Annotated in this window: 14 protein-coding genes; 10 read left to right on the top strand and 4 right to left on the bottom strand. The window is 56.7% G+C overall.

Annotated features, from left to right (window positions below; all coding sequences use genetic code 11):
* Window positions 1-211 precede the first annotated feature (211 nt).
* A complete protein-coding gene (locus RHM56_RS16085; protein WP_322233822.1) occupies window positions 212-601 on the top strand; it encodes a GFA family protein in 390 nt (129 codons plus the stop codon).
* 28 nt (window positions 602-629) lie between these two features.
* Here the strand turns inward: RHM56_RS16085 and dsbG are convergent, their stop codons facing one another.
* The 4 genes from dsbG to RHM56_RS16065 all read right to left on the bottom strand — a co-directional run bounded on the left by dsbG (window position 630) and on the right by RHM56_RS16065 (window position 5,270).
* On the bottom strand, window positions 630-1,403 hold the full coding sequence (gene dsbG / locus RHM56_RS16080; RefSeq protein ID WP_322233819.1) for a thiol:disulfide interchange protein DsbG: 774 nt from the start codon (window positions 1,401-1,403) through the stop codon (window positions 630-632).
* The gene (locus RHM56_RS16075) at window positions 1,382-2,254 is read right to left on the bottom strand and encodes a TlpA disulfide reductase family protein (protein ID WP_322233817.1); all 873 of its coding nucleotides are present in this window, start codon (window positions 2,252-2,254) and stop codon (window positions 1,382-1,384) included. Before RHM56_RS16075 ends, dsbG begins: the two co-directional genes overlap by 22 nt.
* Window positions 2,255-3,997 (bottom strand): protein-disulfide reductase DsbD, encoded by a 1,743-nt coding sequence (dsbD, locus tag RHM56_RS16070; RefSeq protein WP_322233814.1) that lies wholly within the window; start codon window positions 3,995-3,997, stop codon window positions 2,255-2,257.
* 229 nt (window positions 3,998-4,226) lie between these two features.
* Window positions 4,227-5,270 (bottom strand): hypothetical protein, encoded by a 1,044-nt coding sequence (locus tag RHM56_RS16065; RefSeq protein ID WP_322233811.1) that lies wholly within the window; start codon window positions 5,268-5,270, stop codon window positions 4,227-4,229.
* A 173-nt stretch (window positions 5,271-5,443) separates the two neighbouring features.
* Here RHM56_RS16065 and RHM56_RS16060 point away from each other — a divergent pair, with 173 nt between their 5' ends.
* The 9 genes from RHM56_RS16060 to RHM56_RS16020 all read left to right on the top strand — a co-directional run bounded on the left by RHM56_RS16060 (window position 5,444) and on the right by RHM56_RS16020 (window position 18,317).
* Window positions 5,444-6,121 carry a response regulator gene (locus RHM56_RS16060; protein WP_322233809.1) on the top strand — a complete coding sequence of 226 codons (678 nt, stop codon included), beginning with the start codon at window positions 5,444-5,446 and terminating at the stop codon, window positions 6,119-6,121.
* On the top strand, window positions 6,118-7,443 hold the full coding sequence (locus RHM56_RS16055; RefSeq protein WP_322233807.1) for an ATP-binding protein: 1,326 nt from the start codon (window positions 6,118-6,120) through the stop codon (window positions 7,441-7,443). Before RHM56_RS16060 ends, RHM56_RS16055 begins: the two co-directional genes overlap by 4 nt.
* Window positions 7,444-7,785: 342 nt before the next feature.
* A complete protein-coding gene (gene cycA / locus RHM56_RS16050) occupies window positions 7,786-9,177 on the top strand; it encodes a D-serine/D-alanine/glycine transporter (RefSeq protein ID WP_322233803.1) in 1,392 nt (463 codons plus the stop codon).
* 106 nt (window positions 9,178-9,283) lie between these two features.
* The gene (locus tag RHM56_RS16045; protein ID WP_322233801.1) at window positions 9,284-10,675 is read left to right on the top strand and encodes an aspartate aminotransferase family protein; all 1,392 of its coding nucleotides are present in this window, start codon (window positions 9,284-9,286) and stop codon (window positions 10,673-10,675) included.
* Window positions 10,676-10,732: 57 nt separating this feature from the next.
* A complete protein-coding gene (locus tag RHM56_RS16040; protein ID WP_322233799.1) occupies window positions 10,733-10,954 on the top strand; it encodes an MbtH family protein in 222 nt (73 codons plus the stop codon).
* Window positions 10,955-11,180: 226 nt separating this feature from the next.
* Window positions 11,181-13,211, top strand: coding sequence for a type VI secretion system tip protein VgrG (locus RHM56_RS16035; RefSeq protein WP_322233796.1), 2,031 nt, complete (start codon window positions 11,181-11,183; stop codon window positions 13,209-13,211).
* Entirely contained in the window at window positions 13,208-14,044 is an 837-nt protein-coding gene (locus RHM56_RS16030) for a DUF4123 domain-containing protein (RefSeq protein ID WP_322233793.1), read from the top strand. Before RHM56_RS16035 ends, RHM56_RS16030 begins: the two co-directional genes overlap by 4 nt.
* On the top strand, window positions 14,041-17,385 hold the full coding sequence (locus tag RHM56_RS16025; RefSeq protein WP_322233789.1) for a toxin VasX: 3,345 nt from the start codon (window positions 14,041-14,043) through the stop codon (window positions 17,383-17,385). The genes RHM56_RS16030 and RHM56_RS16025 overlap by 4 nt, the downstream gene beginning before the upstream one ends.
* A complete protein-coding gene (locus RHM56_RS16020; RefSeq protein WP_322233785.1) occupies window positions 17,382-18,317 on the top strand; it encodes a DUF6708 domain-containing protein in 936 nt (311 codons plus the stop codon). Before RHM56_RS16025 ends, RHM56_RS16020 begins: the two co-directional genes overlap by 4 nt.
* Window positions 18,318-18,345 lie beyond the last annotated feature (28 nt).

Raw genomic sequence — 18,345 nt, 5'->3', positions numbered from 1 at the left:
GGGCTTGCCCGCGATTGGAGCGCCACTGGGCCGGTTACATATCCGTTGCTGCGGTAACGGCGACTTAAGGTTGCGCCCTTACGGCACGTCCCTTTTGGAAGGCCTGTACGGACCGGAGACATGGTTGACGGGGCCTTTTTCAACTGCACGTTGCAAGTTGTTCGCTTCTCGCTACGCTTGGCATCTCGACAGCAAGCCAACGGAATTGTGAATGGAACACACTTATTACAGTGGCGGATGCGTTTGTGGCTCGATCCGTTATGAAGCCCGGGGCCCTGCAGAAAACGCTCATACCTGCTCATGCAAAACCTGCCAGCGGCATACCGGCTCACCGACCGTCGTGTGGGTGGAGTTTGCGCAAGAACGGGTCAAGTGGGTAGGGGCTGGAGGTGTTCCTTCGGTCTTCAGAACCTCTGATTACTCCAGCAGAGCCTTTTGCCCAACGTGCGGAAGTTCGATTGGCGCAATCGATGATGAGCCAACGATTGCATTACTGATTGGCGGCTTTGATGACAACAACGGCGCCGCGCTGGCGCCGTTGTACCACTCGTTCGAGGATATCCGACCACGCTGGTGGCGTTTGACGTCATTAACCCCGTAGTCGCTGTCGAGGTACGAGGCTGCGATAGTTACTTTGGCCCCAAAATCTTCACCAATTTATCCGGCGATGGTGCGCCTTGCTGCTGTTGCAGGTTGCCGTCTTCATCCAGATAGAAAATCGCAGGCGTTGCAGAGACATCCAGGTCAGTCATCAACTGGGCGTTGGCATCCAGTTTGGCCTGTACATCTGCCGGGATTTTGCTCAGTGCCTTGAGGGTGCTGGCCTTGCCGGCTTTCTCATGTTCATGCAGGGCTTGTTGCGGGTCTTTGGCGGCCAGCAGCGCGGCAGATTTGCCCGGGCTGTCTTCGCGGATAATTCCGACCATGATGTGGCGCAACTGCACCTTGCCCGAGTCTACCCATGGGCGGGCCTGTTCCCAGAACATGTTGCAATATGGGCAGTTCGGGTCGCTGAACAGGTAAACGATGCGCGGTGCATCCTTTTTGCCATCTTCGATCCAGTTGCTCTTTTCCATGTTGGCCCAGACTTGCTTGGCCATTGGCTCATACACCAGCTTTTGCAACGGGGCCAGGCTCAGGTCTTTGCCGTCGGCGTCATACAGGTTGCCCACCAGCACATTGCCGTCCGGGGTCAGGTACAGCGCCATGCCTCGGTTTTGATATTGCGCCGCGTAACCTTTCAAGCCGCTCGGAGCATCAAAGCTGCCGACGATTTTTGCCCCCTTGGCTTCGATTTTCTTGATGGCCGCAGGCAATTCTTCGGCCTGCAGCAAGGGCGATTGCAACAGGGCCGCTCCGAGCAGTGCGGTCAGACTGAGGGTTAACAGTTTGCGGTCAGGCATGTTTGCGTATTCCTTGCTGGGTCAGCCTGCTGGGCTGACTTTGAGTGTTCTTTATTAAAGCTTTCCATCGCCTGTGCCAGGCTGGCGTCAGACAACTCGCCAAGGTGGCTGCGCAGCAGACGACCGTCAGCGCTATAGAAAAGAGTCGTCGGCAAGGCCATGGAGCCGACTTTTTGCGCCAGTTGGCCACCGCTGTCGAACAGCACGTTGCTCAGGTTAAGCCCCTGGGTTTCAAGAAACGTGCTGACGCTTTGCATGCTTTCGCCCTGGTTGACGAAGAGGAACGTCACATCTTGATTCTGATTCTGCGCGTTTTGCAGCACTGGCATTTCCCGCCGGCACGGTGGGCACCAGGTGGCCCACAAGTTGATGACCAGCGGGCCGCCCTGATAACTGCTCAGTTGCACGGACTCGCCATTGGCGTTGCGCAAGGCGATTTCAGGCAGGCGCGTACCTTGTTCGTAGAGGCTTGAAGAAATGCTGGCCAGCAACCAGAACACCAAGCCGCTGCTCAAGCCCCAGGCCAAGGGTCGGCGCAAGCCCGCGCGGCGCCAGCCCCAGAGCACGGCACCGGCGACCACCGCCAACAGCCCCGGCCAGACCATAAAGCCGCCGTCGCGCAGATCGAGCATTTTTAGCGGGTTGTTTTGAAAGTGCTGCCAAAAGGCGAGTACAAACCCGATACGCGCCACCAGCAAACCCAGCAAAAACAGACCGAACAGCACTGACTCAGGGTTCTCGCCGCCACGTTTGGCGACCTGCCAGCCCACCAGCGTCGCCAGGGCGAGAGCCAGAATCAGCAGCAGGTGGTGAATTGCCAAGGCAAACGAACCGATGGTCAGGGTGAGCATTTAAGGAAGTTCCCGAGTGGCGTTCCAGTTTTTCAAAAAGGTCTCGGCGTTGACTTCGCCGGTAATCCGCTGTCCGCGACGCTCAATACCGTTGGGTCCGATCCAGACAAAGCTGGGCGGGCCAGGCACTTGATAACGGCTGAGCAGTTCGCGGCTGGCGACATTATCGGCGGTCACGTCGAGACGCAACAGCCGCACGCCTTGCAAGGCTTCTTGCACCTGCGGTTTGGAGAACACCTGTTTTTCCATGACTTTGCACGACACGCACCAGTCGGCGTAGTAGTCGAGCAATACCCATTGCCCTTCGGCCTTGGCGCTGGTCAGTTCACGCTCAAGGCTGGCCGGATTGCTAAGGGTCATGAAGTCGCCATGGGCCGGGCTGACAGTGCTGCCGACTACGGTTTTGGCGGTATACACCTGCAACGGTTGCCACAGGTCAGTACCGCCTCCTGCCGCGCCCACCAGCATCAGGCTGCCCCAGATCCCGGCCAGCAGACTCAGCGGACTAAACAACGGTTTGGCCCGCAGAAAATGCTGGGCTTGTTGCCACAGGCTGCTGGCGAGAATAATCAGCAGTACGCCCCACAACCCAAGCCACAACGCTTCACTGAGAACCGGGCGCACCAGCAGCAAGGCGGTGCCCAGGAACAGGAAGCCGAACAGACCTTTCATCAGGTCCATCCAGGCCCCCGGCTTGGGCAAGAAACGGCTGCCCACGGTTACCAGCAACAACAACGGCATACCGATACCGACACCCATCACAAACAGCACCAGCCCACCCTCGACGGCATTGCCGCTTTGCGCGATGTAGAGCAGGGCGCCAGCCAGTGGGGCGGTCATGCACGGGCCGACCAGCAGGCCGGACAAGGCCCCGAGAATGCCCGCACCCAACAGGCTGCCGCCTTTGCGGCCCCGGCCAGCGCTTTCGAGGCGGTCGCGCAGGGCTGAAGGCAGCTGCAATTCAAAAAAGCCAAACATGGGCAACGCCAGCACCACGAACAGTGCGGCAAAACTGCCGAGCAACCAGGGTTGTTGCAGCAGTGCCTGCAAGTTGGCGCCGAGCAAGGCCGCCAGTACACCCAAGCCTGCATACACCAGCGCCATGCTCACCACATAGCTGCCCGCGACTGCAAAACCACGTCCGGCGCTGGCGCCGCTGCCGACTACCAGACCTGCCAGAATCGGCAGCATCGGCAGTGAGCACGGGGTGAAGGCCAACAGCAGGCCTAGACCGAAAAACAGCAATAAACTCCAGCCCAGTGAACGTTGTTGCAGGCTCGCTGCCAGTGACTGGTCCTGGGCCTGGCCTTGCGCGGCAACGGGCTGTGCCCCGCCCAAATCAACCATCTGGCTTTGCGGCGGGTAGCACAACCCGGCATCGGCGCAGCCTTGCCACGTCACTTTGACCTGGCCGCTGGCACCTGCCGGAATCACGACCTCGACAGCATCGCGGTACACCTGCGAGGCGCCGAAAAACTCATCACTGTGCTCCTGTCCCTGGGGCAGGACCGGCGTGTGCGCCTCGTCCAGCCCGTCGAACTTGAAGCGTTTTTGGTACAGGTAGTATTTATCGGCAATCTGCCATTGCAGGCGGGTTTCGCCCGAGGGTAAGGGTTCGGTGCTGAATGCAAAGGCCTTGGCTACGGGCAAAAAATCGGCTTGTTGTCCAAAAGGGTCATTATTGGCTTGGGCATGGCTTAATGCCGCCACCCACAAAAATACAAAAGTAAACAAACGATACATGCGCGCAGCCTTGATCTTTACGAATAGGCAATACCTTGGGGGCCATTGATTAACCGAGTGTTAATACGGGCGCGAAACTGACAACAGCTTTAGGCTCTCTACGATATATCTGCGCTTGGTTCTGCGGCGTTGAAGACAGGTTCGGAATGCTCATTTACAACACGTAAACCCCACTTCCTCGCCTGTTTCGCCTTGCCTAACCTTCGCTCGAAAACATTTCGTACAGAACCTAAACAAGGCACGCCCGCATACGGAATTCGGAAACCAGAGGGAACTCGCTATTCCAGTCATGGGCAAGTGCTTTGGCTGTTTCTATCTGCTCAAGGGTCAGGTTTTTGCTGAGCCGCTGGACAATGCCTTGAACATCGTACGGGTCATGTTCGCGACCCTCTATCTGGCTGATGAGCCATAACAGACCAAACCCCTTCAGTTCGTCGGCGGCAAACCCGCTATCGAGGTCATTGTGTTCTGCATCGCCATTGAACCCGCAAAGTGCCATAGCATAGCGGGCCACAGCATTCACACTGCCCGCTTGCGCCTCTTTAACACGCCATAGCTGAATCAGGTCGAAGTTGGCGCGGTGTTCTATGCGGTTGGCGTACCAGAACATGGCCGGTGGATAGCCGCCCAAGGCAGAGGCTTTCAAAGAATCAGTGATGTGTACGTGCATGTCGACAGGCGTGTTAGACGGGGCAGGGCTGTTGTCGTAGAACTCCGCAATCAAGTACAGCGCGACGGCATTGCCCGTCTCTGCTGAGCGCTTCAACCAATGGGTATTTTTGGTCAGCGCGTACATGTTCAGCAGGGCTTCGGGATCATCCTTTAGTACTCCGCTATCAAGTTGCAGGGCGGCTCTTTCGTTCCAGACCGCTCCACCAAGGCGCAGCATGGCGTCAATGTTGCCTTGCTCGGCAGCCGCTTGGTAGTGAGTCATGTATTGCGCTTTGAAGGCGTTTTGCAGTTCGAGGATCTGGCTATTTGCCTGGGCAATAAACAGTTCGCTTTCAGGCCCCTTAAGGTCAGCTTGTTCAGTCTGCTTGATGCTGTGTTCTAACGCTTCGATGCTGACCAGCATGGCAGACGGGTCGCGCTCAATAATGCTGCCAAGGACGAACAGGGCTTCGTCATCGAGTTTGGCGTCCGGTGCTTGCAGAAAATGCAGCGCTTGTTTATAGCTGCCCAGCTCATAGAGACGCATGCCTTTGTCGCGAGGTGTGTCCGCAGGCGAAAGCCCTTCAAAAAGCCATGCAGAAAGATTATTTGGTAGCGACATGAAAAATACCCTTTAAGAAGATCAAGTCCGATTTGCGTTATGCAGGACGTAGGGTAGGGTTCTTGTCCAAAGGGTGTGCACTACATATATATGGCACCAAGCGTTGCAGTGCCCTACATAATCCGCCCTTAATCTCATGGTTTCTTAATCGGCACATTTACGCGGGTATCAGCATGCACGTACTGGTTTGTGAAGACGATGAACTGATTGCCAGCGGCATTGTGGCTGGGCTTACGGCGCAGGGGCTGACGGTTGAACGTGTCGGCACTGCCAGCGCCGCACGGGCCATGCTCAAGGCTGCCGAATTCGATGTGATGGTGCTGGACCTGGGCTTGCCTGACGAAGACGGTCTCAAACTGTTGCAACAATTGCGTCAGCAAGGCTTAGAACTGCCGGTGCTGGTGCTGACGGCCCGGGACTCGGTGACCGACCGCGTTAATGGCCTGCAAGCCGGGGCCGATGACTACTTGCTCAAACCCTTTGATCTGCGCGAACTGGCCGCCCGCTTGCACACCCTATTGCGCCGCGTGGCCGGACGGAGCGTCAATTTGATCGAGCATGGCCAGCTCAGCTACGACCCCAGCAGTCGCGAGACCTTGCTGGCAGGCCAACCGGTGGACTTGTCGCGTCGTGAGCAGGCGCTGCTGCACGCCTTGCTGCACAACCGCGGGCGGGTGCTGTCTGCCGAGCAACTCAAAGACAGCATCTACGGCTTTAGCGACGAACTGGAGAGCAATGCCCTGAACGTTCATATCCACCACCTGCGACGCAAGTTGGGCAATGGCATCGTTGAAACCGTGCGCGGCCTGGGTTATCGCCTGGGCGCTGCTGACGGTGCCAAGCAGCCATGATGAGCATGCGTCTGCGTTTGAGCCTGACCATCGGCTCGGCGTTTGTGCTGATCTGGGCATTGGCGGCTGCCTGGATGCTCAGCGACTTGCGTCAACAAATGATGTTCTCGCTCGATCAGCGTCTGGTGGCTTCGGCACGCATGGTGGCGGGGCTACTTGAGCAGTTGCCGCAATTGCCGGTCAAAGGCGAGGGCACCCATTTCAGTGCCGAACAGTTGACCATCCCCGGCGGCATGGCGTGTCAGGTCAGTTCGTTGCGCGGCGAAGTGCTGGCCCGCAGCCACAACACCCCCGACCAGCCAATGAAATCGGAGGCGGCCGGATTTCATGACCAGATGATTGACGGTGCGGTCTGGCGAACCTTCACTCTGGACCGTGGCGATGTGCGCATTACCACGGGCGACCGGCAGGTCGAGCGCGAGGCCTTGAATCTCTCGGTGCTGCTTGCGGCCTCGGTGCCGGTGGGCATGGCGCTGATTGTGTGTTTGCTGCTGTTGTGGTTCGGCATCGGGCAGGGGCTGGCGCCGCTTAATCGCATGCGCGATGCCTTGATGCGCCGCGATGCCGACTCGCTGCAACCCTTGCAGATCAACCCGTTACCCAGCGAGTTGAAACCCTTGCTGGACTCGCAGAACCAATTGTTTGCCCGCATCGCCAACGCCATCGAGCGCGAACGGCGACTGACCGGTGACGCGGCCCACGAGTTGCGCAGCCCGCTGACAGCGATCAAGACCCATCTGCAAGTCGCGCGCATGACCGACGGCGCGGCGCGCGATCAATCTCTGGCTCACGCCGAAGCCGGGGCGGATCGTTTGCACCGCACTCTCGAACAGTTGCTGCTGTTGGCGCGGGTTGAAGGCAGCTTGTCGTTTGATGACGGCGTGCAGTGTTCAGCCGAGCAAGTGGCGCGTCTGGCGATTCACGATGCTGCGAGTGGCGCATCTGATCGGGTTCGTTTGCAACTGGCCGACAACGTGCCGGACAACGCCCTGAAAGTGCCGTCGGTGCTGGCGATTGCCGCTCTGCGCAATTTGCTCGACAACGCCTTGCGCCATACTCCAGCAGACACTCAGGTTGAACTCACCTTGCGCGCAGAAGGCAGCAACGTATTTTTCGTGGTGCGCGACCACGGCCCCGGCCTGACGCCCGAAACCTTGCAACATATGACTCAGCGCTTCTGGCGCAATGGCAACAGCAACGGTTGTGGTTTGGGGCTGGCGATTGTGCAGGCGATTGTTGAGCGTTGCGCGTGTGATTTGAACTTCGACAGCCAGCCCGATGGCTTACGGGTTGAATTGCGTATGCCATTGCAAACAGCCTGAACGGGGTTATTACCTGAACTAACTCGCAGTCTTGGTCGTGCGATGGCGACGCATCCAGTCAGGGCCCGGCACGCCGGTTCGATTGCGCTCCAATGGCATGATTTCACGCCATGGAGCGCAAACCCCATCTCTACCAGCCTCGCATCTCGCTGAATCCTTTGAAAAAAGCGCTTTTCTGGAGTGATTTCATTCCGCTAGCATGCACCCCTCTGATGGAAAACCGTCGCCCCAACCGTGTTTGCAGGCTTGGCATAGAACATGCCGGTATCCCTTGTCCGAAGCGCTAAACCCTGTGTTTAGGGCTTAGAGGATTCGCGCACAAGAGCAAGATGAGGAAGCACCATGAAGCAATCCACGCTTGATCACCGACCTGACGGTGAAGAGCCTGAGCTCAAACGCAGCTTGTCCAATCGCCATATTCAGTTGATCGCCATTGGTGGCGCCATCGGCACTGGCCTGTTTATGGGGTCAGGCAAAACCATCAGCCTGGCCGGTCCTTCGATCATCTTTGTCTACATGATCATCGGCTTCATGCTGTTCTTCGTCATGCGCGCCATGGGCGAATTGCTGTTATCCAACCTCAAGTACAAGTCATTCATCGACTTCTCGGCTGACCTGTTGGGGCCAATGGCGGGATATTTCACTGGCTGGACCTATTGGTTTTGCTGGATCGTCACCGGTATCGCCGATGTGATCGCCATTTCCGGCTACACCCAATTCTGGTTCCCGGATATCCCGCTGTGGCTACCGGCACTCGGCTGCGTGGCGGTGTTGCTGTCGCTGAACCTGATTACTGTGAAGATGTTCGGTGAGCTTGAATTCTGGTTCGCCATGATCAAGATCGTGGCCATTTGCGCACTGGTCTGCACCGGCCTGTACATGGTGATCACTGCTTACCAGTCGCCTGCCGGAAATACGGCGGCCTTGAGCAACCTATGGACCGACGGCGGCATGTTTCCCCACGGCGTCATGGGTTTTTTCGCTGGCTTTCAGATTGCCGTCTTTGCTTTTGTCGGGATTGAACTGGTCGGGACAACCGCCGCCGAAACCAAGAACCCGGAACGCAACCTGCCACGGGCCATCAACTCCATTCCGCTGCGCATCATCATGTTCTATGTCTGTGCGCTGATTGCCATCCTGGCCGTGACCCCTTGGCGTGACGTGGTCGCCGATAAGAGCCCGTTCGTTGAATTGTTCGTTCTGGCTGGCTTGCCTGCCGCTGCGGGGATCATCAACTTTGTGGTGCTGACGTCTGCCGCGTCTTCGGCCAACAGCGGGGTGTTTTCAACCAGCCGCATGCTGTTCGGCCTGGCGATTGATGGCGATGCGCCGAGCACGTTCAAGAACCTGTCCAAACGCGCTGTGCCTTCCAACGGATTGATCTTTTCCTGCACGTGCCTGTTAGTGGGTGCGCTGGTGATTTATCTGGTGCCGAACCTGATGGACGCGTTCACCCTGATCACCACGGTCTCGGCAACCCTGTTCATGTTCGTCTGGACCATGATCCTGTTGTCCTACCTTGCGTACCGCAAACGCAGCGATCACCTGCACCGTGCATCGATCTTCAAAATGCCGGGCGGCAAAGTCATGGTCTGGGTCTGCCTGGCCTTCTTCGCCTTCATCCTTGCGTTGCTGGCCCTTGAAGACGATACCCGTGCTGCGCTGTACCTGGTGCCGGTATGGTTTGTGGTGCTGGGCGTGGCTTATCGCTTTGTACGCCGCAATAAGTTGTAACGCCTACAGGAGATTTGCGCTGGCTCGCTAAATCCTCAGTGCGCTGATGCGTTTCCAAAACAGGAAAGTTTTGGTCAATCTCATCAGCGTATTGAGGGTCCCAGGAATGTCAGTCGCTACCAGCCTTGTTGAAGATCATTCGGTTGAAACGCTGTACACGTTTGAAGAGTCCCCGTTGCTGGCTCGACAGAGCCGTCAGGAGTCCAACGCTCGCAGCTATCCTCGACGCCTGCCACTGGCCCTCAAACGGGCCAAGGGTTTGTACGTCGAGGACGTCGAAGGCCGACGCTTCATTGACTGTCTGGCTGGCGCTGGCACCTTGGCGCTGGGGCACAACCACCCGGTGGTGATCGCGGCGATCCAGCAAGTGCTGACCGATGAGCTGCCGCTGCACACCCTTGACCTGACCACGCCGGTCAAAGACCAGTTTGTACAAGACCTGTTCGGCCTGCTGCCTGCTGCTTTTACCTGCGAGGCGAAAATCCAGTTTTGCGGGCCGACCGGCACCGACGCCGTGGAAGCCGCGCTGAAACTGGTCCGCACGGCGACCGGGCGTAACACCATCGTGTCCTTTTCGGGCGGCTATCACGGCATGAGCCAAGGCGCCCTGAGCCTGATGGGCAGCTTGGGCCCGAAAAAACCATTGGCTGCCTTGCTCAATAATGGCGTGCAATTCATGCCGTACCCCTACGACTACCGTTGCCCGTTCGGGCTGGGCGCAAAGCCGGGTGTGCAAGCCAATTTGCACTACCTGGAAAACCTCTTCAGTGACCCCGAAGCCGGGGTGCAATTACCGGCCGCGGTGATCGTCGAAGTGGTGCAGGGCGAGGGCGGGGTCATCCCGGCAGACCTCGACTGGTTGCGCGGTTTGCGCCGCATCACCGAGCAAGCGGGCGTGGCGTTGATCGTTGACGAAATCCAGAGCGGTTTTGCCCGTACCGGCAAGATGTTCGCCTTTGAGCATGCGGGCATCATTCCGGACGTGGTGGTGCTGTCCAAAGCTATTGGCGGTAGCTTGCCGCTGGCGGTGGTGGTGTATCGCGAATGGCTCGACACCTGGCTGCCGGGGGCGCATGCCGGGACCTTCCGAGGTAACCAGATGGCCATGGCTGCGGGTTCTGCGGTGATGCGTTATCTCAAGGAGCACAACGTTGCCGCGCACGCGACGGCCATGGGTGATCGTCTCAGCGAACACCTGCATATCCTGCAACGCGATTTTCCGCAGTTGGGTGATATACGCGGCCGGGGCCTGATGCTCGGGGTCGAACTGGTGGACCCGGCGGGCAAGCTCGATGCCCTTGGCCACCCGCCAGCGTTTGCCCGACTGGCGCCGCTGGTGCAGCGAGAATGCCTCAAGCGCGGATTGATTCTGGAACTGGGCGGGCGTCAGGGCAGCGTGGTGCGTTTCTTGCCGCCGCTGATCATCACGGCCAGTGAAATCGACCAGGTGGCGGCGATCTTTGGCAATGCCATGGCGGCAGCCATTATCCAGCTCTAATTTCTGGCCGTGATCAAACGTTAGATTGATACCCCTTACAGCGACGGAGACCCGCACATGAGTTCAGTATTTGACCGCGACGACATCCTCTTTCAGGTAGTGGTCAACCACGAGGATCAATACTCGATCTGGCCTGATTACAAGGCCATCCCCAATGGCTGGCGAGCGGTGGGTAAAAGTGGCCTCAAGCCTGAGTGCCTGGCGTATATCGAAGAAGTCTGGACCGACATGCGGCCGCTGAGCCTGCGCCAGAAAATGGATGCAGCGGCCACACACTAAAGACACGCCTGCTGTCTGCTCTTTGTAGGAGCGAGCTTGTCTCGCGATCTTTTGATCTTTTAAATGATCGCTCGCAAGCTCGTTTTTATAGCTGGAAGTAAGGCCTGTTTCTTCCGCGAATTACAGACGTGTCCTACATCCGCTCCCGCGCCCATCCTTTAGCGTTCACCCCTTTGTGTCGAGGCTGCTTCCTTTGAAGTAAGCCCGTACGTCAGAGGAGTCATGGATGCCCGCAATTGCTCGCGACACTACGTTCAGTCTGACCCTCAATGCAGACGTTCACCCGGTCCAGGTGCTGGCATTCAGCGGTGACGAAGCGATCAGCAGCCCCTTCTCGTTTGACGTTGAACTGGTGTGTGATCGCGCTGATCTGGACCTCGAAGCGTTGCTGCACACCTCGGCCTTTCTGGGGTTTGATCGACAGGGCCATGGCGTCCACGGGCAGATCTATCGCATCGCTCAAAACAGCCCCTGCAAGCGCTTGAGTGTCTATCGTCTGACGCTGGTCCCGCGTTTGGCTTACCTTGAGCACCGCACTAATCATCGTATTTTTCAGAACAAGACCGTGCAGCAGATCATCGAAACCCTGCTCGAAGAGCACGGCATTCTCGGCACGATTTACGGCTTTACCCTGCAATCGACCTACACGCCGCGTGAATACTGCGTGCAGTACGGCGAATCAGACCTGCACTTCATCCAACGGCTGTGCTTTGAGGAGGGTATTCACTATCACTTCAAGCATTCGTCCGACGCCCATTACTTGCAGTTCGGTGATGGACAGGCGGCTTTCACTCCGCTGGCGCGGGCGACGCCCTTCGTGCAAAGCGGTGGCATGGTGGCCGAAGAAGCGGCAGTCGACCGCTTTGATCTGCGCCTGAAGACCTGGACCAACAGCACCCTGCGTCGCGATTACGATTTCAAGACGGCCAGTCGCACGCTGCAAGCCGATAGCCGCGCCGACTCCAATCGGCGCCCGCTTGAGCATTACACCTACCCCGGCCGCTTCAACAACGACGCACACGGCGAACGCCAAAGCCAGAGAAGCCTGGAGCAGCATCAGAGCGATGACCGTCAGGCCAGCGGCCACAGTGATCAGCCGAGCTTGAGCAGCGGCCATTTTTTAACCCTGAGTGAGCACCCTTACAGCGACTGGAATGCGCCGTGGTTGTTGACTCACGTCCATCACGAAGGCAAGCAGCCGCAGGTGCTGGAAGAGCAGGGCGGTCAATCGCAGATCGAGCATTCACTGGACTTTGCCCAGGGCTACCGCAACCGCTTTCTTGCCACTCCCGAGAACGTGACCTACCGCTCGGCTGTCGTTTTCGACAAGCCGCGCCTCCATGGCAACCAGACGGCTCGGGTTACCGGGCCAGTTGATCAGGAAATCCACTGCGATCAGTTCGGCAGAATCAAAGTCAGCTTTCATTGGGATCGCAGCGGGGCGGACGACGACAGCAGCAGTTGCTGGCTGCGTGTCGCCTCCAGTTGGGCAGGTGACAGCTACGGCGCGGTGACCATCCCCCGAGTGGGGATGGAAGTATTGGTCAGCTACCTCGAAGGAGACGTCGACCAGCCGCTGGTGTCGGGCTGCCTGGTGTCGAGCATGACCCCGAGCGCACTCAAGTTGCCGGCCGAGAAAACCCAAAGCGTCTTTCGCAGTCGCAGCACACCGGGCGGTGGCGGCTACAACGAGTTGCGCATCGAAGACCGCACAGGTCAGGAAAAAATCTACCTGCACGCCCAGCGCGACATGGCGCAACACATCGAAAACGACAGCCACGTGCAGGTCGACGGCAAGCGTGAAGAGACCATCGTTGGCAACAACGTGGTGGAGCTTGGGGCAGAAGACCAGCAGACCATCAGTGGCGACCGCAAGGTTGAAATCCAGAGCAATGACTTCACTACCGTCGCCATGACCAGCCACACCCGCGTCGGTCTGGTGATGGCGATTGAAGCCGGGGTGCACGCGCACATCAAAGCCGGGGCCACGCTGGTGGTGAACGGCGGCGCGAGCATGACCCTGATGGCGGGTGGGCAACACCTGATGCTGACCCCGCTTGGTATCTATAGCAGTACGCCAATCTTGCCCGGCGGCGTGCCGATACCGGGCTTACCTGCGTTGTTGGCGGTGACAGATTCGGTGGAAGAAATGACCGCCGCGGCGCTCGAGTCTCAGCAACAAGCCTTTCTCAGCGCAAGTGCCAAAAAAGCACCCGTGTGCCTGGCCTGCCAAACACTCAAGGAGGGTCAAGCATGACTCGCGCCTACCTGTTGCTCGACAGCAACCTGATCCCAAATCTCTATCCGCGCCTGTTTGAGCTGGCCAAAATCACCGTCACACATTCGCTGTATCTGACCACCTGCTACGCCGAGATGGCTTCTTTTGGCCCGGTGTTAGTCCCCGTTGAGCCGGGCAGTGCCCTGGCGAGCACCTTTGTCGACGAATGGGAGACCAGGGCAGGCATCTGGCTGGAATCTGACGCCAATGAGATCCACGTGGTTGAGCATCTGCGCAGCCTGATCCATGTCCGGCTGGAGGGCGATGTCAGCGCTTTTTTCCGCTACTACGACCCGTGCATTACCCGGCTGTGGCTGGCGGATATGGCCGAGGCCGAGCGTGATCGGCTGATGGGGCCTGTGCGCTGTATCCGATTGCCCGATGGGTTTGTTATCCATCAAAAAAAACCTGATCAGCCGTGCGGCCACTATGCGGCAACGCCTTGGCTGAGTTTGAGTGCACAAACGTTGGAACACCTTTGTAAAGCCCAGCGTGAACTGTTCACGCAACACCTTGTTGCCCATTGTCAGCGTTACTTTCCCCATTGTTTGCAGGGCCTTGATGCGCAGGCACAGCAGGCGTGGGCGCAGGGTTGTCAGCGTAATGCGGCGCGTCAGGGCTACAGCGCAGACGACGAAGTGATGGCCTGGGCAAGTGTATATGCGGCCTTTGGCGATGAGTTTCCCGACGGGCAGGGCCACGAAGTGTATCGCCAGTTGCTGAGCCAGCGCGATGCATCGCCTGAGCGGCGTCTGGAACAGGTGTTGGACGAATTGATTTCGCAGTTTTCGCCCAAGGAGAGCGCAGTATGAGCTTCGATAAAAGCCTTGCCACAGTGGTCAATCTGGCTGAAGCCAGACGCGCAGCCAGTGCCCGCGAACACGTCGACATCAACAGCACCGTGCAGCAATGTCCGGCCAGTCAGCCGCAGATCTTTGTCGTCCCGGTGCGTTACGCCCTCAGCGAAGAGCCCGTCAAACACTCGGAGTTTCAGTTTGGGGTCAAGGCTGTAAGCCATCCGGCTTTCCAACCGGGGGTAGAGACCCAAAGCCACCCGATGGCCGCCCGTCTATTACGGTCGGGCTTTGTCTATGTGTGGCAGGGCAAGGGGCCACTTCAGCGCTACACCATGGCCCAAAACCACCTGCTGCGCGTACAAGAGCTGGAAGACGATGACACCGTCGTGAATTTTGGCACCTTGAGCGGTATCGCGTTGGACAAGCACCAGGACGCCTGGATGCTCTACAGCGAAATTCCGTTGAACTCGACCTATTGCGAACAACTCACCGAGCCAGAAATTCGCGCCCAACGCATGCGCCGTCTTGATTTACGGCAGGTTGCGAACACCCTGCAAGCGCCGCACTGCGTGCCGCTTAAAGATGCCAAAAGCGTGATGGGCGAGTTGATCCCCGAGCTATATGACATGGCGCTGGCGATCGATTACCAGCGCAATCAGTCCACACTGCAAACCTGTGCGGATGAACTGGGCAAGGAGGCGATCAAAGACCCAACGCCCGACACGATCAAAGCCTATACCGACACCCAGCGTTGGCTCAGCGAACGCGCGAAAATCGCCGCCAAGTACCCTCCGGTTCCGGCTGAAATACCCGCGCCGGGCGAGTGGAGTGCCGTGCCATGGGCACCGACCACAGCCCAAAGCCTGATGGAAATCGCCCATACCCAATCACGCGGCTTGTACACCGTGCTGGCGTGCTTGGACGATGATCTCGGGGTACTGCGCGACATTAACCACGAACAAGAACAAGTAGAATCGCGGCACGAAAAATGGCAAGCCGATAACAACTTGCGGCTGAGTATTGGCGGCTTTGTTCGCAGCTTGATTACAGAAGATCCCAGCGAAGTTGTCGGGATGTTGATTTACCGCTACCGAGAGCAGGACATTGAACTGACGCGTGAGCAAGCGCAAATGCTGCTCAATGCGCGCACCCGACTGGAGCAACTGGCGAGAGAGCGCTACACCGCCAACATCCGACGCGGCACCACCCACAGCAACGCAGAAGCCGACACCCGACTGGCTGAAATACAACTTCGCGAACAAGCGGCAGTCGCGCCGATCCGCGGGTTTATCCCCCTTCACTTGCACGACGAAGTGCTGCAAGTGGTGCGCGATTACCAGGAAAGCAAAGTCAACAACCTGAAAAACAAACACACCTCCGACAAGGTTGAGCAATACATCGACTTGCCTGCCATGAATCATTGGCTCGACCAAACCGCCCCGAAGCATTTTTCACACCTGCAACAACGACACGAAGCTCTATATACCGACCGTGGCGTGTACTTGCTGCGACACCACAGCGGCACGTGGTTTGTGGATTACCACGACAGCGAACACCGCCAATGGCTTGATGAGTTGGCCTTGGCCTGCCTCAGCGCGCAGTGCTTGCGCAAAGTCGGCGCTGAACAATACGCAGAGTACGTGCGCAGTGCGGATGACGGGGCGTTGCGGCAATTGTTTTACGGCTGGAGCCCCACACTTGAGGGCGCGGTCAATACCAGCAGCCGTGCGACTGAATTGATGGCAGCGCTGGAAATTGAAAATCAGGCCAATGCAATGGCTGCTATGAGTAAGGTGCTGGGGCCACAGGGTATCAACATTCTCTCTGGCCTCAGTACGATGGCTGGCAACACCAATAGCCTTTGGAACACGCTTGTAAAACGCCTGAGCGCATCTTTGTTGTTGCTCAGCAGCAAAGCAGGAGAACCGCTGAAAGGGCCGTGGCTGGCCATCATGACTGCCACCCGAGCCGCTCACCAAATTGGCCTGCGGTTAATTAGCCAAGGCAAATATCAGGTGTTGCAGCAATTTGGCAAAGCTGCGGAAGACCTTACTCAATGGGTCAATACCACGGGTAAAGCCATCGGCCGTGGCCAGGTTTCAAAAATTGTCGACTCTGTGGCAGTTAAAAACAGTGGAGGTTTAATCGCTTTGACAGCGTTGCTGCTCAATAGCTGGAATGCCAGTAATTATTTGGGGCAGGTCGAAGTGCTGGAAGGGATGGATGAACAACGGATATATGACACAGCATCTGCGACGTTATATACCGGGGCAGCGTTGGTGGCGGTGATTGATAGTCAGGTGAGTAAGACTGCTCGGTTTTCGATAGGTTTATCTGTAACGCCAGTAAGGACTCTTTTAGGCGCGATTATTGGTGGATTATCAACTGTTGCTGCCTTAGCAGAGTATTTATCACTGCAAGAGCAACTTGAAAATTCGCAAGATTCTATCGATCCGTGGCTAGAGATGCGTAAAAACGTAGTCGGTGGTCAAATTGCTACTTTTGGGGCTGTAACACTCAATGGAGTGATTTACACTTTGAGAGCTCTCAGTGGAAATTTAAGTTCTGCAGTTGCGCTTTCACGATTCTTATTTTGGATGGGGCCGCTTAATTTTCTGATTGCTGTGCTGGGTGTGCTTTACCTGATCGCTTGGTACTTGCAGCAAACACCTATGCAGAACTTTCTGAATTATTGCTGCTGGTCAAAATCTCGCGCTAACGATCTTAGCTCAATAACATTTGATGCCCAGCAAGACGAACTTAATCGTTTATACGGCATTCTTTACACCCCTAGAGTCAGCTTTGAATCCGTAGAGCCAAAGAGTGTGATGAATTCTTTGCAGTCAGGTGTAATGAAAAGTGCGATCAAGACACTCACCATAGACCTACCAGGGGCCGAGCCTAGTAATGTTTATCTAGATATCACCATGATTGGTAACCCGCTGGATACTCTGGCGATGCGCGAGCGGATAAAAAGTGGTGAGGGGAAATACTCTCGCGAAGATCCTATGCAAGACATTGGTGACTGTTGGATACACCACAGTCGTTGCGATTGGATTCCGTATACCCAAGGCCAGGGTTTACGATTGAGCGGCCCATTCAACACGGTGCCCAACTTGTTCGGTTCGCAACTCACTAAAGTCTCTTTGCGCTTGCGATACCAAACCCCATTGACCTCAATGCTTGGCGCCCTCAATTTTGTGGGGGGAGAACGAGGTGTCGCGTTCACATTGAGCGCTGCCACTGGAGTAATCGCCTTGCGTAATGACCCAACACCGGAGTTGGACAGCACAAAGCGTTATCCATTGGGGGGGCAACAAGGTTCAATTTTCTTGCAGCCAAGGATCAAACGATGAGCGTGCCAACTGCAGGTACGAGCAAAAAAGGCCTGTTTTCTCAACAAGATTACCTGGCACCTCTAGCTATACCTACGGGTGAGGCGGCTGTTGACATGGTTAATGTTATTTGGCGCAAGAATGATGTGTATTTAGATATTGGGAGTTACAGCGTTGGCTCTGGATTAATGGTGTTATGGCCATTGGTGATACTTTTTCTGGGGTTAGGTATAGGATTTAAAGATGTTTCACCGCAACTCAGTCATTACATATTTCTGCTTGGGGGGATAATTGTGGGTATACCTATATTGATGTTGATCTACAGTTTATTTCAACCAACCCCATTACCCATTCGTTTCAATCGCCAGCGCCGAGAAGTCTGTGTTCCTCGTGAAAATGGTAAATGCTGGATTGTGCCGTGGGAGTCGGTAACCGCCGTAACGTCTGAGCACTCAACTGTCAGCCAAGTAGGCCCGCATTCAATGGGGATGCTATTTGTAGGTTTTGATAATCCGGATTTAAATGCCGAGCAAGAAAATAAGAACTTCTTTTTTGGATTTAACTGCGGCAAAAGTGAGGGAGCGATGGCGCAGTGGGAGTGTATGCGCAGTTACATGGAGATTGGACCGCAGGTTGTAAAAGATAATAGCGCTAGGTTTCATCACCCCAAAGGCATACTGGCTACTTATGTGGACAGTCTGTTTATCGCTGCTGAACGTAAAGGCTGGTTTATGACGTTGGTGTGGGAGGGTTTCTGCGGAGTATTTATCTTCAATACCTTTCTTATCGATGCGCTTGAACGATTAAAGCTATATCCACTCCCTGAATTTTCTAGCCCAGAAATCATCGAATGGTCAAAACCCCTCCCTCCCGAGCAATGGGCCAAACGCTCTCCTGAGTTAGAACGCGCCATCGCCGCCCGCGAAGCGGAACTGGCTGCCCGGGGGCCTTAACCTCAAACCCACCGACAAAAAAAGGCGG

It is taken from the genome of Pseudomonas sp. CCC3.1, from assembly GCF_034347405.1.
Lineage (GTDB): Bacteria > Pseudomonadota > Gammaproteobacteria > Pseudomonadales > Pseudomonadaceae > Aquipseudomonas.
Note: the sequence above shows the minus strand (reverse complement) of the source record. Positions and strands in the feature narration are given on the sequence as shown.